Origin of the sequence: uncultured Jatrophihabitans sp. (assembly GCF_964251945.1) — a bacterium.
Taxonomy (GTDB): Bacteria; Actinomycetota; Actinomycetes; order Mycobacteriales; family Jatrophihabitantaceae; genus Jatrophihabitans.
In genome coordinates this window covers 699,483-714,213 of record NZ_CAXULP010000001.1, presented here as the reverse complement: position 1 = coordinate 714,213, position 14,731 = coordinate 699,483, and the positions used below count along the sequence as shown (strand labels likewise).

Here is a 14,731-nt window from a genome sequence, read left to right as displayed (position 1 = left end):
TCTCGGCGCGATTTCCGGGTCGTCTCGCGCTGCAACGTTCGAGGGTGCTCTTTTGTGCCCGCCCGCGCTCGGGACTCTCACCTGTTTGCGGGCGTTCCGGAGGGTCGACACGTCGTGCGGCCGAACCACCGGGCCGCGGAAACCTACCTCGGCGATGTTTCGGCCCGGCGACGGGGTCGGCAACGCCATCCCCGGCGTCTCGGCGGCTACGATTCGCCCACCCCGACGTCAGGAGGTCGCAGCCCGTGGCGAGCACCGTGACGCGACGCCCGCTGCCGGCGGTCATCGCGTTGGTCGCGCTGCTGCTGCTCACCGCCCTGGTGTGGTGGCGCGTGCTCAACCGAAGCAGCGGCGCGACCGAGGCCAAGCCGACGCATTCGTCGTGCCCGACGCCGTCGGTTGCACCGGCCGCGCAGCTGCCGGCGGCGAAGTCCGTCACCGTCGAGGTCTTGAACTCAACCAATCGCACCGGCATCGCGGGCAAGGCGCGCACCGCGCTGGAAACCGCGGGGTTCCTCGTGCCCAAGCCAGCCGTCAACGACAAGAAGAAGTTGTTCAACAAGATCAAGACGGTCGGACAGATCCGCTATTCCGCGGCGCAGAAACCGGCGGCGACGCTGCTGGAGTATTACTTCCCCGGCGCGACGCTTGTGCCGCAGACCACGTCGTCGGCGACCGTGGTCGTGTCACTGGGCCAGGCCTATCGCGGGGTGGCGTCGGCAGCGTCCGTGGCGGCCGCGCTGAAGAAGGCGCATCTGGTTTCCGGCCCGCCGACGCCCGCGAAGACCTGCTGATCAAGACCTGCCCACTCAGACGTGCTCGCTCAGACGTGCTCGCTCAGACGTGCTCGCCAAACCTGCTGAGTCAGGCGCCGACGTCGTCCGCGCCCAGCGCCGCCAAAACGGCGAACAGCTCGCCGGCCAGCGCCGGGGCGGCCGCAGCGTAAAGCCGGCCGGACGGCGGGCGGCCGCGCAACCCGCTGATCGCGCAGCCGGCTTCCACCGCGATGAGCCCGCCGGCCGCGTGGTCCCACTCGTGCAGACCGGCCTCGAAATAGCCGTCCAAACGGCCCGCGGCGAGGAAGCACAGGTCGAGCGCCGCCGAGCCCAGCCGGCGGATGTCGCCCACTTGCGGCAGCAGCGGCGCGACGACGGCGACCTGACGGCGGCGCAGCGCCGCGTCGTAGCCGAACCCGGTGCCGAGCACCGCCCGTGCCAGCGACACGTCTCGGCGCGCCCCCAGCCGGACGCCGTCCAGGTACGCGCCGGAACCGGAGACGGCCGTGAACGTCTCGCCGGAGGCTGGGTTCGCGACCGCGCCGGCGACCACCGCCCCGTCCACCTCGACGGCGACCGACACCGCGTAGTGCGGGATGCCGAGCACGAAGTTGACCGTCCCGTCGATCGGATCGAGCAGCCAGCGCGTGCCGCCGCGCACGCCAGGGGCGCCAAGGGCGCCGCCCTCCTCGGCCAGGATCGCGTCGCCCGGCCGGCGCCGCGCGAGCTCCTCGGACAGCCAGCGCTCGCTCGCCCTGTCGACGTCGGTGACGAGGTCGGTCGCCGTGCTCTTGGCGTCGACCGCTATGCCGTCGCGGCGGGCGGCGCGGACGAGTGCGGCGGCGCCGAGCGCCAGCTCGCGGCACAGGTCGCCCAGTTCGGCCGCCGATGCCGCCGGTGATTCCATCATGTGCCCATCGCAGCATGACCGGCGCTGATCTCGACGGGATAGGGTCCGCGTGCGAGCAGACACCCCTGCGCCGCCGGTGTTGGACGAGGAGACAGCATGACGTCGGGCAGCAGCGCGGGTCAGGCGTTCGGTGTCGACATCGGCGGCACCGGCATCAAGGGCGCGCTGGTCGACACGGCCACCGGCACCCTGCTCACCGAACGCGCGCGGATCGTAACGCCGAGGCCGGCAACGCCCGAGGCGGTCGGCGAGGTCGTGGTGCAGCTCGTCCGCGGGGCCGACTGGCGCGGCCTGATCGGCGCGACCTTCCCGGCGGTGATCAAGCACGGGGTCGCGCAGTCGGCCGCGAACGTCGACCCGACGTGGGTCGGCACGGACGCGGACAAGACCTTCACCGACGCTGTCGGCGAGGGCAGCGAGGTCATCGTGCTGAACGACGCGGACGCCGCCGGGATCGCCGAGGCCCGGTTCGGCGCCGCCAAGGGCGTTGACGGCGTCGTCATTCTGCTGACGTTCGGCACCGGGATCGGCAGCGCGCTGCTGATGAACGGCGTGCTCGTGCCAAACACCGAACTGGGCCATCTGGAGCTCGACGGCTACGACGCCGAGCGGCGCGCCGCGGCATCCGTGCGCGACGAGCACGGCATGTCCTATCGCAAGTGGTCGCAGCGGGTGAACCGCTACATGCAGCACGTCGAACGGCTGTTCAGCCCAGATCTGTTCGTGGTCGGCGGCGGGGTCAGCAAGAACGCCGAGAAGTGGGTGCCGCTGCTTGAGCTGAAGACCCGGGTCGTGCCGGCGCAGCTGCTGAACGAGGCAGGCATCGTCGGCGCGGCGATCGCAGCGGTCGAGCGGCTGGGCGAATAGCCGTGTCGTACGCGGCGTCGGGCGATTGCTGCGGCAGGCGATCGTGTCGCACGGACAGTCCGGCTGCCCCGCGCATCGATCGGGTCGCCGCCTCGGTCGCAGTACAATATGGTCCGAGGGCCTGCGCACGATCTGGACTCGACCGATGAGCCAACCAACAGACTGCCGGATGCCCCGCACCAGTCGCGTCTCCCCCGGGGCGTCGACAACAGCGTCTTGGGCATTCGTCCGCGCTCTCTCGTGGTGAAAGGCAACCCGTGGCTTCAACGAAGCGGTCTTCTGAGTCCGTGCTCAGCGCCGACAGCGCGTCCGTCACCTCCCGTTCCGTCCCGGCGGCCAGCGCCACCAAGCGCGCGACCGCGACCGTGACGAAGGCCAAGCCGGCCGCGAAGAGCGCCAAGAGCGCCGCCCCCGAAAAGACCGCGGCGCCGAAGACCGCGGCGCCGAAGACCGCCGGAGACGCGCCGGTCGACCCGATCGACACCGCGCAACTGCCCGCCGACGCCGCTGCGGACGCCGTTGTCGACGAGGTCGACGAGAACGCCGTCGAGGGCGCCGCAGCCGACGCCGCCGGCGAGAGCACCGAGTTCACCTGGGACGACGAAGAGGAGTCCGAGGCGCTGCGGCAGGCCCGCAAGGACGCCGAGATGACGGCGTCCGCGGACTCGGTGCGCGCCTACCTCAAGCAGATCGGCAAGGTCGCGCTGCTCAACGCCGAAGAAGAGGTCGACCTCGCCAAACGGATCGAGGCCGGTCTCTACGCCGCCGAGCGCATCCGGCAGGCCGAAGAGTCCGGCGAGAAGCTCGTCCTGCAGATGCGCCGCGACCTGCGCTGGATCGTCCGCGACGGCGAGCGCGCCAAGAACCACCTGCTCGAGGCGAACCTGCGGCTGGTCGTGTCGCTGGCGAAGCGTTACACCGGCCGGGGCATGGCGTTCCTGGATCTCATCCAGGAAGGCAACCTGGGTCTGATCCGCGCGGTCGAGAAGTTCGACTACACCAAGGGCTACAAGTTCTCCACCTACGCCACCTGGTGGATCCGGCAGGCGATCACCCGGGCGATGGCCGACCAGGCGCGCACGATCCGCATCCCGGTGCACATGGTCGAGGTGATCAACAAGCTCGGCCGCATCCAGCGCGAGCTGTTGCAGGACCTCGGCCGCGAGCCAACTCCCGAAGAGCTCGCGAAAGAAATGGACATCACGCCGGACAAGGTGCTGGAGATCCAGCAGTACGCGCGCGAGCCGATCAGCCTCGACCAGACGATCGGCGACGAAGGCGACAGCCAGCTCGGCGACTTCATCGAGGACTCCGAGGCGATCGTCGCCGTGGACGCCGTGTCGTTCACCCTGCTGCAGGACCAGCTGCAGTCGGTGTTGCAGACGCTGTCCGAGCGAGAGGCGGGCGTGGTGAAGCTGCGCTTCGGCCTCACCGACGGCCAGCCGCGCACGCTCGACGAAATCGGCCAGGTCTATGGCGTCACGCGCGAGCGGATCCGGCAGATCGAGTCGAAGACGATGTCGAAGTTGCGCCACCCGTCCCGCTCGCAAGTCCTGCGCGACTACCTGGACTGAGCATCGGCACGTCCTCGGCCCGTCTTGTCACCCCGTTTGGCCGCCTACCAAGATCCACCAGCCGATCGAACGGGGTGAAGGCCGGACGGCCGAGCCGGCGATAGTCTCGCGGCCGTGTTCCGTCGTCGGCCAGATCCGCTCGCCGAGCTCGGCGCAGCCGCTGGAACGATCGTGTATGCCCAACGCGTGCGGATTCGCGCGTCGGCTACGGACCTGCGGATCCCCGGACGCAACCAGGTCTCGCGCGCGGTGCGCCTGCTCCGCGGCTCGGCAGTGGTGAGCGCAGATCACCTGACCGTGGCGTATCGCCAGTTCATCGCGATCGACGGAGCTCTGCGCGAGGATCCGGCGGCGCCCTGTCAGGTGAGTTTCGGAATCGACGGCATCCACATCTCGATCGACCTCACCGCGGCGCTGCGCGGGGTGCCGGGCAAGAACAGTGGGACCGCGGACATCTTTGTGCAGCTGGCGATTGCCGCTGAGCAGCTCGACCTGCTGGCGCCGCGAGCGGTCGCAATCAGTCGGCAGCAGATTTCGGCGATCAGCCGGCGCATCTGACCGCCGTCTCCCAGGTGCCTCGTTGGCCTAGGCTGCGGCGCACAGCGCCAGTCAGGCCGGCCATGTCACCGGCCGGCTCGTCGTGGTCGTCAGCTGACCGATGCGAGCGTCCGCGTTGCCCCGGGCAATTAGCGCACGTCCGTCCGGGGTACTTCGTTGGCGCGGGAGGGTTGAGCAGCCAGACTTCCTGTGTTTCGGCACCGCCCTCGTCGTCTCGGCGACGGGGGCTGTGTCGGGCGCGGCGACCAGCCGACAGCGAGCACCCGAGCACCCGAGAGCCCGCAGACGAAACGGCCCCCGCCCAGAAGGGCAGGGGCCATACGCGTTGCGGTATGCGTTCAGCGCTCCTCGAGCGCCGCCGTGGCCGGCACGACCGCGAGCCGCTCGGACTCGTCCTGGATCGACACCGCGATCTCGCGCAGCCGGATCTCGTTGTCGTGAAAGTGGTGGGCGCAGAGCAGGAGATCGAACCCGGATTCCATGGTCGCGCGGACGTACGCCTGCGCGCCACACCGGTCGCAGCGGTCGGTAGCGGTCAGCGGTGTCAGTGACATCGTCGTGGACACGTCAGCACCTCTCTCAGCTGGCGGGGCAACTTGTCGCTACCCGTTCTTTGTTGCTTCCCCAGGTAACCATCTAATCGACGGTCGCGGTGACGACACTCGCCAGACGAAACCTTCTTGCAACACCTGTGACGGGATTTACCCGACAGCTGGTGTAACCAGTACTACCCCGACCCGGATTCCCGAAACCCCGTCGCGTGAAATAGCCCACGCCCGAGCACGCCGTCGCGGACGGCGAACGGGGCGAACGGGCGCGCAGGCCACATCCGACACTAGCCGCCGAGCAGCGCCATCAGGTGGTCACGCCGCCGCTCGAGCACATCCGCCCCGGCGGCGGCGGACACCGGTCCCGGGACCGCGCGGCGCAATTCCGCGTGCAATCGTCCGTGCGGCGCTCCGGTGCGTGCGGCGAGCACGGCGACGAGCCGATTGACCTCGCGACGCAGCTCCGCCCCGGCACGCCACGCCACAGCCTCGGCGGACGGCTCGGGCGCCGGCTGTGCGCCGGCGTCGACCGCGCGTCGCCGGGCGTCGGAATCCCGGCGGGCAAGCACGGCGGCCGTCTGCTCCGGCGACAGGATGCCGGGCAGGCCGAGGTAGTCCTCGTCGTCCGCGCTCAACGGCGTCGCGACGACCGCTCGGCCGCCGTGCAGCACGTGGGCGAAGGCGGCGTCGGCGTCGACGAGCTCCGTCCGGTCCGCCGCTCGCTCGGCCGGCTCCACGGGCTCGGCGTCGAGCAGCGTCTCGGACTCCTGCGACGGCGGCGGGATGACGTGGTCGCGCTCCTGCTCCAACTCCGCCGCGAGCGTCAGCAGCGGGCGCACAGCCGGCAGGAAGACGGTGGCCGACTCGCCCGGCCGGCGGGCGCGTACGACCCGGCCGACGCCTTGGGCGAAGAACAGCGGCGTCCGGTAGGACGTCATCCAGGCGAGGCACGCCGCGCGCGGGATGTCGACGCCTTCGGACACCATCCGCACGCACACCGCTATCCGCTGGTCGCCGCTCGCAAACGCGTCGATCTTCGCGCTCGCCTTCGGGTCGTCGGAGACGATCACGACCGGCGCCTCCCCCGTCACCTGCTCGGTGATCGCGGCGTAGGCCCGGGCGTCGTCCTGGTCGCTGGCGAGCACGAGCCCGGCGGCGTCGGGCATGCCGTGCGCGCGCAGATGCGTGATCCGGCCGTCCATCGCCGCGATGACGTGCGGCACCCACTTCCCGCGCGGGCTGAGCGCGGTGCGCCACGCGGTCGCCTCGATGCTGCGGGTGCTGGTCTCGGTCAGCGATGCGGCGATCACCTCGCCGGCGCTGTTGCGCCAGCGCGACGTGCCCGTGTACGCCGCGAACACCACCGGCCGGACCACCCCGTCGCGCAGCGCCTCGCGGTAGCCGTAGCCGAAGTCGGCGACGCTGCGCAACCCGCCGTCCGGCTCGGCCTCGTAGCGGACGAACGGGATCCGCTCCTCTGCGCGGGTGCGAAACGGCGTGCCGGTGAGGCACACCCGGCGGGCGGCCAGCTCGAACGCCGAGGCGACCGCGTCGCCCCAGGACAGCCCGTCGCCGGCGTGATGGACCTCGTCCAGGACCACCAGCGTGCGTTTGGCGCTCGCCCGCGCCGCGTGCAGCGCGGGTTTGGCGGCGACCTGGGCGTACGTCGTCACGTAGCCGCGCAGGTCCGGGCGCACCGGGCCGACCGCGTTGCTCAGCGTCGGGTCCAGCGGCAGGCCCGCTGCGGCGGCCGCGTTCGCCCACTGCGTGCGGAGGTGGTCGGTCGGGCAGACGACGATGACCCGGTCGACCACGCGCTCGGCGACGAGCATGCCGGCCAGCGTCAGCGCGAACGTGGTTTTGCCCGACCCGGGCGTCGCGGTGACCAGGAAGTCGCGGCTGCGGGCGGCGCGGTAGCGGGCGAGGGCGTCCGCCTGCCACCCGCGCAGGCGCGGCGCGACGATCTCGCGAGGCGCTGCCACAGAGGTCGGACCCTTCTCGCGTGCCGGCGGATGCGTCCGCCCGGACGCGCTGCGGCGCCCGCGCAACGAAGCACAGGCACCGGGGTCGAACCTAGTCGGGGCGGCCGACGGCTCGCTCCTCGGCACGCCGGGCGCAGCGCGCAGGACGCCGCCGGGACCGCCCGCTGGGACACTGGAGCCCATGCCCCTATTCCGGCGCGTGCTGGGCGCGGCGCGCGTGACGCCGGGGCTGCTCAAGCGCGCGCTGATCATGGCCTGGAAGCACCGGGTGCTGGGGCTGTCCGCGGAGGCCGCGTTCTGGCAGCTGCTCAGCCTGCCGTCGCTGTTCCTCGCGCTGATCGCGAGCCTCGGCTACATGTCGCGGCTGTTCGGCGCGGGCACTGTCAACCGCACCGAGACGAAGATCGAAGACGCGCTGCGCCACGCCTTCAGCAACCAGGTTATGCAGAACGTCATCCGCCCGACCCTGCGCGAAGTGCTCAATGGCGACCGCGCCGACATCGTCAGCATCGGCTTCGTGCTCGCGCTGTGGGCCGGCTCGTCGGCGACCGCGACCTTCGTCAACACCATCGCGATCGCGTACGACCAGCGCGACCTGCGGGGTCCGGTGCGCAGCCGGCTGCTGGCGCTCTGGCTGTTCCTCGGGGCCGTCGTGCTGGGCGTGTTCCTGCTGCCGATGCTGGTGCTCGGGCCGGACCTGCTGCGCCGTGCCGCGCCGCGATCCCAACGCGCGACGGTGAGCGCGGTGATCGAAGCCGGCTACTACCCCGTCCTGGTGCTGTTCCTGCTGCTCGGCCTGACGACGTTCTACAAACTGGCGCCGCCGCGGCGGCTGCCCTGGCATCGGGGCCTGCCGGGCGCGCTGCTCGCATTGCTCGTCTTCTTGGCGGGGTCGGCGGGTCTGCGGGGCTACATCAGCTTCGTCCTGGACCACAACCACGCCTACAGCGCGCTGGCCGCGCCGATCGCCGCGCTGTTGTTCTTCTTCGTCCTCGCCTTCGGCGTGTTGCTGGGGGCCGAATTCAACGCCGCCGTCGAGCAGCGCAAACCGGCGAAGGCCCGGCCGCCGCGGGTGCTGGACCCGCGCAACTGGCAGGTGTTCACCCCCTCAGCGCAAAATCCCGGCGCCGACCGGACGGCCGCGATTCAGGACCGCAGGCTCTCGTAGATCTCCTTGCAGGCCGGGCACACCGGCGAGCCGGGCTTGGGCGTCTTGGTCACCGGGAACACCTCGCCGCACAGGGCCTCGACGAAGGTGCCCATCACCGCGCTCTCGGCGATCTTGTTCTTGCGGACGTAATGGAACATGTCGGGACCGGTGTCGGTCTCCGACGTGCTCGGCGACTCCAGGACCTGAGTGTCTGACACGTCGTCGATTGTGCCCGAAACGAACGTCGAGCGGTCAGCCGTCCACAGTGCGGTCGTCGTCGCCGGCCGGCAGCGCCCGCTCGCGCAGCAGCTCGGGATGAAAAGGCACTTGCGCGGGCCGCCGCTTGGCCGGCCGGTCGTTCGCGATGATGACCGCGCACCACGGCAGCACCATCCCGCCCACGACAAAAGCCAGCGCCAACAAGATCGAGACGCGATAGGTGGCGGCGGCGGCGATCACGCACACCGCGCGCAAGGACATCATGATCGCGTACTTGCGCTTGCGACGGTCGAACTCGTCGTCGCCGCTCTCCGGGGCCGAGGTGATGAGCACCGGCTCCGATTCAGGTGGGCGGCGCATGTGTCCCATCGTGGCACCGAATGTCGGCAAAAGCTCGTCCGCGGACTGTCAAGATCGACACGTGTTCGGCTCCCCGTTGCCACCCGCGCAGCGGGCGTCGCCCGCGGTCCGCGCTCGCCGGCCGCCCGTCGACGCGGTGCACGGTTTGCCGGAATGCCAGACCGACGAGGAAGACAGACGGAGGGGGCCGGACCGATGAGGGTGCTGGTGCAGCGCGTCGCCGAAGCATGGGTCAAGGTGGGCGGTGAAGAGGTTGCGCGGATAGGCCCGGGCCTGCTCGCGCTCATCGGCGTCACCCACGGCGACGGCCCGGCGCAGGCGGCGGCGTTGGCGCGCAAGACGCATGCGCTGCGGGCGCTTCGCGACGAGCGCAGCGTGGCCGACGTGCCGGGCGCGTCGATCCTCGTGGTGAGCCAGTTCACGCTCTACGGCGACACCCGCAAAGGGCGTCGGCCGAGCTGGTCGGCCGCCGCGCCCGGGCGGCTCGCCGAGCCGGTCGTCGCGGCATTTGTCGACGAGCTGCGTACACTGAACACGCCAGTGCACACCGGCATATTCGGTGCCGACATGCAGGTGGGGCTGATCAACGACGGGCCATTCACCGTCTCGCTCGAGCTGTGAGCGCCATCTGCGACCCGTCCGGCTACTCCGAGTCCGGGAACATTTTGGGCCGTTCGACACGTTGTCTACTACGAAACCGGAATCACGAAACCGCGAGCCCGTTCGGCACGAATACGTATCTGGACAGGTCCGATAGATCGCAACTCAGTTGCTCCCAAGGTGGTTTGTAACCAGTGACAATGTCTCGCAACGCACCGGCTCCGTCGGCTGCCCGCCGTGGTGCGACCGCGTCGCGCGCGTCGTCTGAGTCGCGGGTCGCCCGCGGCCACCGCAGCGCCCGCACGTCGGCGACCGCCGGTGCGGTCGAGGTCGACGAGCAGGCCGGCACGGCGCCCGCCCCACGCGCCCGCGCGAAAACGGCCCGTGCCAAGTCCGCCCGGCCGGCCGCTACTGCTACCACCGCGTCGCCGCCGGCGGATGTCGACGACAGCCAGCACCAGGAGATCGTCGCGTCGCCGCCCACGCCCGAACTGCGTGACCTCGACGAGGTCGCGGCGTCGGCCGATCTGGTGCGCGTCTACCTCAACGAGATCGGCAAGGTTGCGCTGCTGACCGCCGCCGACGAGGTCGAGCTCGCCAAGCGCATCGAGGCCGGGCTCTACGCCGGCCACCTGCTGACCGCGCCGAACACCTTCACCGCCGCCCGCAAGCGGGACATGCGCGCTGTCGTGCTCGACGGCGAGCGGGCCAAGGACCATCTGCTGCGCGCGAACCTCCGGCTGGTCGTCTCGCTGGCCAAGCGCTACACCGGCCACGGCATGCCGTTTCTGGACCTGATCCAGGAGGGCAACCTGGGTCTGATCCGGGCGGTCGAGAAGTTCGATTACACCAAGGGCTTCAAGTTCTCCACCTACGCCACGTGGTGGATCCGGCAGGCGATCAGCCGCGCGATGGCCGACCAATCGCGCACGATCCGGCTCCCCGTGCACCTCGTCGAGCAGGTCAACAAGCTGCAGCGCATCCGCCGCGAGATGAACCAGGCGTTGGGCCGGGAGGCCAACCACGCCGAGCTGGCGCACGAGCTGGACATCACCGAAGAGCGCGTCCGCGAGCTCATCGACCTCTCCCGCGACCTGGTCAGCCTGGACCAGACCGTGGGTGCGGACGACGACGCCTCGCTCGGCGATTTCATCGCCGACGAGCGCGCCACCTCGGCGGCCGAGACCGTCGTCGAGGGCGGCCTCATGCGCGCCCAGTTGCAGGACGTGTTGAACACGCTGGACGCCCGCGAGGCGGAGGTCGTGCGCATGCGGTACGGCCTGGACGGCGGCCAGCCGAAGACGCTCGACGAGATCGGTCGCGCGTTCAAGCTGTCTCGCGAGCGGATCCGGCAGATCGAGCGAGAGACGATGGCCAAGCTTCGGCACCCGTCCCGCTCGCAAGTGCTGCGCGACTACCTCGAGGCCTGAGCCTCCGAATTTGTTCGGTCGGTCCGGTCCGGCTCGGGCGTCGGCCCGGCATGGCTCGGGCTCCGCGCGGAATAGGATGGTGGCGCGAACGTGCCCCGCAGGGTCGCGCCGCGAGCCAGGGAGGTGTCGATGAGCCACCACAGCGATCTGATCGACACCACTGAGATGTACTTGCGCACGGTGTTCGAGTTGGAGGAAGAGGGCGTGGTCGCGCTGCGCGCCCGAATCGCCGAGCGGCTCGGCCAGAGCGGGCCCACCGTGAGCCAGACCGTCGCCCGGATGGAACGCGACGGGCTGCTGCACGTCGCCGACGACCGTCATCTCGAGCTCACCGACGCCGGCCGGCGCGAGGCGATCGGCGTGATGCGCAAGCACCGGTTGGCCGAGCGGCTGCTGGCCGACGTGATCGGCCTGGAGTGGGAAGACCTGCACATCGAGGCGTGCCGGTGGGAGCACGTGATGAGCGAGAAGGTCGAGCGCCGGATTCTCGCGCTGCTGGACAAGCCGCTCGTTTGCCCGCACGGCAATCCGATTCCCGGCCTCGACCAGCTCGGCCTGCCGTTCGGCACCACTCCCGGCGGGGCGCTGGTGAGCCTGAGCACCGCTGCCGTCGACGCGGTCGGCAGCGTCGTGGTCGACCGCATCAGCGAACAGCTGCAGAACGACGCCGCGCTCATGCACCGGCTGGATGTGGCCGGACTGCGCCCAGGTCGCGAGGTGCGGGTCGCCGCCGCGCCGCTGGGCGTCGAGGTCACCCTCGACGACGACTCCCGCGTGGCGTTCGACCAGCACATCGCAGATCACGTGTTCGTGCTCGTCGCCTGAAGCCGCGCCGGCGCCATCATCGTCGCCCAGCGGCGTCCGAGTGGCCCGAACACCCGGGCGGACAATGCGCTCCGCGCTCCGACGTAAACTGTCGCCGTCGCGAGTCACCGCCGCCTCGCCGTCCGCGTCGACACCCCCTTCCGCCGCAGTTCGTGACCACGACCGCGCGTCGCACGCGCACGACCGTCCGGCTGCCGCCGGGCTCGAGCCGAGAGGACGCCGGTGGCTTACGACCCGCAGGGCTTTCTGAAGCACGCGCGTGTGGACACGCCGAAACGTCCCGCCGGCGAGCGGGTGCGCGACTGGCAGCCGATCTACCTGCGCGCGAAGGACGAGACGGTCAGCGAGCAGGCCGCCCGCTGCATGGACTGCGGCGTCGCGTTCTGCCACAGCGGCTGTCCGCTCGGCAATCTCATCCCGGAATGGAACGAGTTCGTCGCGCGCGGCGACTGGGCGAGCGCGAGCGAGCGGCTGCACGCGACCAACAACTTCCCGGAATTCACCGGCTGGATCTGCCCGGCGCCCTGCGAGGCCGCCTGCGTGCTGGCCCTCAACACCGACCCGGTGACCATCAAACAGGTCGAGATCTCGATCGTCGAAAAGGCCTTCGAGACCGGCTCGGTCACCCCGCAGCCGCCGGCCGAGCGCAGCGGTGCCCGGGTGGCCGTCGTCGGATCGGGGCCCGCCGGGCTCGCGGCCGCCCAGCAGCTGAGCCGCGCCGGCCACGCTGTCACGGTGTTCGAGCGCGACGACCGGATCGGCGGCCTGCTTCGTTACGGCATCCCGGACTTCAAGATGCCCAAGGACATCATCGACCGACGCGTCGAGCAGATGACCGCCGAGGGCACCGTCTTCCGCGTCAGCACTGACATCGGCCCGGCGGACGTCGGCCGGCTGCGCGAGGACTTCGACGCCGTCGTGCTCGCGGTCGGCGCGCTGGCGCCGCGGCAGCTGACCAATCCGGGCGGCGATCTCGCCGGCGTGCACCAGGCGATGGACTATCTGCCGCTCGGCAACCGCGTGCAGGCCGGCGACATCGCTTCGCCCGCGATCGACGCCTCGGACAAGCATGTCGTGATCATCGGCGGCGGCGACACCGCCGCCGACTGCCTCGGCACCGCTAACCGGCAAGGAGCGCGGTCGGTGACCGTGCTGGATCACAATCCGCGCCCGGCCGCGCGGATCGGGCTGATCAACCCGGTGTGGCCGTCGGCGCCGAGCACGCGAGGATCCTCGCCGGCGCACGACGAGGGCGTCCACGAAGCGTGGGCCCGCGAAGTCGTCTCTTTCGTTGGCGACGACGACGGGCAGGTGCGCGGTGTGGTCGTCGAGCAGGTGGAGATTGTCCGCGTAGGTGGCCGGCGCGAATTCCGTTCGATGCCGGGTTCGCGGGAGCAGCTGCCCGCCGACCTCGTGCTCATCGCTGCGGGCTTCGTCGGCACCGATGTTCCGCAGCTGCTCGACGCGCTCGGCGCGGACCAGGTGCCCGGCCGCGGCACGGTGCGCATCGACGACGGCTGGCGCAGCACCGCCGACAACGTCTTCGCCTGCGGCGACGCGACCCGCGGCGCCTCGCTGGTGGTCTGGGCCATCGCCGAGGGACGCGCGTGCGCCGCCGCGGTCGATGACGCGTTGACCGGGCTTTCCGAGCTGCCCCGTCCAGTGACGCCGAGCGCCGCGCCGCTATAGCTCGAAGCCCCGGCAGACCGATCGCGGCGCCACCGCAGCTCAACCACGGCCGTCGGCTGAGGCTCGACCAGGGCCGTCGGCTGACGCTCGGCCACGGCCGTGCGAGCGCAGCCGGGGAAGCCTGTTCGGGTTGACCCCGCACGACAATGCGCCGAGCAGCAGGTCGGCCGCGGAGTAGCTCGGGTCGCTGGCGACCGCCCGCTCGGCCGCGATGCCCGCGAGGGCCCCGTCCCCCGCGCGCCAGGAGGCCCAGCCGAACAGCAGCAGCGGCGGAGCGTCGTATGGCGCGGGCGCCCGGCGGGCAAGCTCCCGCCACAGGGGCCGGCCGTCGAGCCGGCCGTGGTCCACGGCCGCCCACACCGCGTCGCGCATCGAGTTGTCGGCGAGGCTGACTGCGAAACGCGCCACTTGTGCCGCCGCCAGCCCGGCCCAGCCGGGCGTGTCCGCCGCTCGGGCGGCGGCGAAGATCGCCCGCTTCGCCGACCGGCCGTGCTGCGCGCCCTGGCCGCCGAGGCCAGCCGCGAGCGCCGCCCGTTCGGCCTCGGCGATCGCCGGCAACAGCGCGCTGCGCTCCAGCAACGGCGCCGGCTCGAGCGAGCGCGCGAGCGACTGCCGGTCAGGCAGCGCGACAACCCCGGCGACTGTCGCGGCGGCGGCGAAGGCGGAAGGAGCGTCAGGCAGCGGCTCGCCGTCGGCCGGGCAGCAATCGGCACCGGCGCACATCGCCGACCGCCAGCGGCCGTGCGCGACGCAGAGCGCGTCGAGCAGATCGCAGCCGTGCCGCTCCGCTGCGGCGGCGATGACGTCCAGCAGGGCGAGTATCCGGGCGGCCGCGGTCACCGAGTCGAGCGACGCGGGCAGCCCCGGCGCGTCGTCATACACCGCGGCAACCAGCGTCGAGGCGCCGCCGGCCGCCATCGCGCCGACGGTGTCTCGCACCGCGTCGGAGCCCAGCACGTCCGGCAGGTCGAGTCGCGCGGTCACGACGAGCACGCCGGCGTCCAGGCCGACGAGCACAAGGCTTCGTGTGGGATGGAAGCCGAGCAGATAAGGAATGGCCTGCACGAGCTCGGCCGGGCCGGAGATGCGTTGTGTCGTCGGGATGGTCATGCCGACGACGGTCGCCGAGAACCAGCGGGCGCGGCGGTTCTGGATCGAAGATGTGGACGGTCGGCCGCGCTGTGCACGACGCGGGGTCCGGTGTCGGAGCTGTGTGCTATCCGGCGCCGCGGCGAGGCGCAGT

The 14,731-nt window shown here is 71.2% G+C and carries 15 protein-coding genes; 9 read left to right on the top strand and 6 right to left on the bottom strand.

Going from position 1 to position 14,731, the window contains the following annotated elements; genetic code table 11:
• Positions 1 to 290: 290 nt before the first annotated feature.
• Positions 291 to 794, top strand: coding sequence for a LytR C-terminal domain-containing protein (locus ACFFBG_RS03245; protein WP_375475527.1), 504 nt, complete (start codon positions 291 to 293; stop codon positions 792 to 794).
• Positions 795 to 864: 70 nt separating this feature from the next.
• On the opposite strand, the gene ACFFBG_RS03240 is transcribed toward ACFFBG_RS03245, so the two are convergent.
• A complete protein-coding gene (locus ACFFBG_RS03240) occupies positions 865 to 1,683 on the bottom strand; it encodes an inositol monophosphatase family protein (protein WP_375476243.1) in 819 nt (272 codons plus the stop codon).
• A 99-nt stretch (positions 1,684 to 1,782) separates the two neighbouring features.
• Here ACFFBG_RS03240 and ppgK point away from each other — a divergent pair, with 99 nt between their 5' ends.
• From ppgK to ACFFBG_RS03225, 3 genes are all read left to right on the top strand, one after another.
• Positions 1,783 to 2,553, top strand: coding sequence for a polyphosphate--glucose phosphotransferase (gene ppgK / locus ACFFBG_RS03235; protein WP_375475525.1), 771 nt, complete (start codon positions 1,783 to 1,785; stop codon positions 2,551 to 2,553).
• Between the two features lie 287 nt (positions 2,554 to 2,840).
• Positions 2,841 to 4,127: an RNA polymerase sigma factor gene (locus ACFFBG_RS03230; RefSeq protein ID WP_375475523.1), complete on the top strand. Its 1,287-nt coding sequence runs from the start codon at positions 2,841 to 2,843 to the stop codon at positions 4,125 to 4,127.
• A gap of 114 nt (positions 4,128 to 4,241) precedes the next feature.
• Positions 4,242 to 4,685: a hypothetical protein gene (locus ACFFBG_RS03225; protein ID WP_375475521.1), complete on the top strand. Its 444-nt coding sequence runs from the start codon at positions 4,242 to 4,244 to the stop codon at positions 4,683 to 4,685.
• A 338-nt stretch (positions 4,686 to 5,023) separates the two neighbouring features.
• Here the strand turns inward: ACFFBG_RS03225 and ACFFBG_RS03220 are convergent, their stop codons facing one another.
• Together ACFFBG_RS03220 and ACFFBG_RS03215 are read right to left on the bottom strand one after the other, a co-directional pair.
• The gene (locus ACFFBG_RS03220; RefSeq protein ID WP_375475519.1) at positions 5,024 to 5,251 is read right to left on the bottom strand and encodes a hypothetical protein; all 228 of its coding nucleotides are present in this window, start codon (positions 5,249 to 5,251) and stop codon (positions 5,024 to 5,026) included.
• Positions 5,252 to 5,520: 269 nt separating this feature from the next.
• A complete protein-coding gene (locus ACFFBG_RS03215; RefSeq protein ID WP_375475517.1) occupies positions 5,521 to 7,215 on the bottom strand; it encodes a DEAD/DEAH box helicase in 1,695 nt (564 codons plus the stop codon).
• Between the two features lie 181 nt (positions 7,216 to 7,396).
• Here ACFFBG_RS03215 and ACFFBG_RS03210 point away from each other — a divergent pair, with 181 nt between their 5' ends.
• Positions 7,397 to 8,383, top strand: coding sequence for a YihY/virulence factor BrkB family protein (locus ACFFBG_RS03210; RefSeq protein ID WP_375475515.1), 987 nt, complete (start codon positions 7,397 to 7,399; stop codon positions 8,381 to 8,383).
• Here ACFFBG_RS03210 and ACFFBG_RS03205 read toward each other — a convergent pair.
• On the bottom strand, positions 8,362 to 8,583 hold the full coding sequence (locus ACFFBG_RS03205) for a DUF3039 domain-containing protein (RefSeq protein ID WP_375475513.1): 222 nt from the start codon (positions 8,581 to 8,583) through the stop codon (positions 8,362 to 8,364). The two genes, ACFFBG_RS03210 and ACFFBG_RS03205, sit on opposite strands and share 22 nt — an antisense overlap.
• 34 nt (positions 8,584 to 8,617) lie before the next feature.
• Entirely contained in the window at positions 8,618 to 8,944 is a 327-nt protein-coding gene (locus ACFFBG_RS03200) for a DUF3099 domain-containing protein (protein ID WP_375475511.1), read from the bottom strand.
• Between the two features lie 195 nt (positions 8,945 to 9,139).
• On the opposite strand from ACFFBG_RS03200, the gene dtd reads away from it, so the two are divergent.
• The 4 genes from dtd (at position 9,140) to ACFFBG_RS03180 (ending at position 13,488) form a co-directional block, all read left to right on the top strand.
• Positions 9,140 to 9,565 (top strand): D-aminoacyl-tRNA deacylase, encoded by a 426-nt coding sequence (gene dtd / locus ACFFBG_RS03195; protein WP_375475509.1) that lies wholly within the window; start codon positions 9,140 to 9,142, stop codon positions 9,563 to 9,565.
• A gap of 179 nt (positions 9,566 to 9,744) precedes the next feature.
• On the top strand, positions 9,745 to 10,974 hold the full coding sequence (gene sigB / locus ACFFBG_RS03190; RefSeq protein ID WP_375475507.1) for an RNA polymerase sigma factor SigB: 1,230 nt from the start codon (positions 9,745 to 9,747) through the stop codon (positions 10,972 to 10,974).
• A 129-nt stretch (positions 10,975 to 11,103) separates the two neighbouring features.
• Positions 11,104 to 11,799: a metal-dependent transcriptional regulator gene (locus tag ACFFBG_RS03185; protein ID WP_375475505.1), complete on the top strand. Its 696-nt coding sequence runs from the start codon at positions 11,104 to 11,106 to the stop codon at positions 11,797 to 11,799.
• A gap of 222 nt (positions 11,800 to 12,021) precedes the next feature.
• Positions 12,022 to 13,488, top strand: a complete 1,467-nt coding sequence (locus ACFFBG_RS03180) for a glutamate synthase subunit beta (protein WP_375475503.1) — start codon at positions 12,022 to 12,024, stop codon at positions 13,486 to 13,488.
• A gap of 39 nt (positions 13,489 to 13,527) precedes the next feature.
• Here the strand turns inward: ACFFBG_RS03180 and ACFFBG_RS03175 are convergent, their stop codons facing one another.
• Positions 13,528 to 14,598 (bottom strand): DUF4192 domain-containing protein, encoded by a 1,071-nt coding sequence (locus ACFFBG_RS03175; protein WP_375475501.1) that lies wholly within the window; start codon positions 14,596 to 14,598, stop codon positions 13,528 to 13,530.
• Positions 14,599 to 14,731 lie beyond the last annotated feature (133 nt).

Excerpts from the sequence above, each read along its gene's own strand:
- ACFFBG_RS03185 (WP_375475505.1), top strand. The coding sequence starts at position 11,104 with ATGAGCCACCACAGCGATCTGATCGACACCACTGAGATGTACTTGCGC.
- ACFFBG_RS03210 (WP_375475515.1), top strand. The coding sequence starts at position 7,397 with ATGCCCCTATTCCGGCGCGTGCTGGGCGCGGCGCGCGTGACGCCGGGG.
- ACFFBG_RS03200 (WP_375475511.1), bottom strand. The coding sequence starts at position 8,944 with ATGCGCCGCCCACCTGAATCGGAGCCGGTGCTCATCACCTCGGCCCCG.
- dtd (WP_375475509.1), top strand. The coding sequence starts at position 9,140 with ATGAGGGTGCTGGTGCAGCGCGTCGCCGAAGCATGGGTCAAGGTGGGC.
- ppgK (WP_375475525.1), top strand. The coding sequence starts at position 1,783 with ATGACGTCGGGCAGCAGCGCGGGTCAGGCGTTCGGTGTCGACATCGGC.
- ACFFBG_RS03240 (WP_375476243.1), bottom strand. The coding sequence starts at position 1,683 with ATGGAATCACCGGCGGCATCGGCGGCCGAACTGGGCGACCTGTGCCGC.
- sigB (WP_375475507.1), top strand. The coding sequence starts at position 9,745 with ATGTCTCGCAACGCACCGGCTCCGTCGGCTGCCCGCCGTGGTGCGACC.
- ACFFBG_RS03175 (WP_375475501.1), bottom strand. The coding sequence starts at position 14,598 with ATGACCATCCCGACGACACAACGCATCTCCGGCCCGGCCGAGCTCGTG.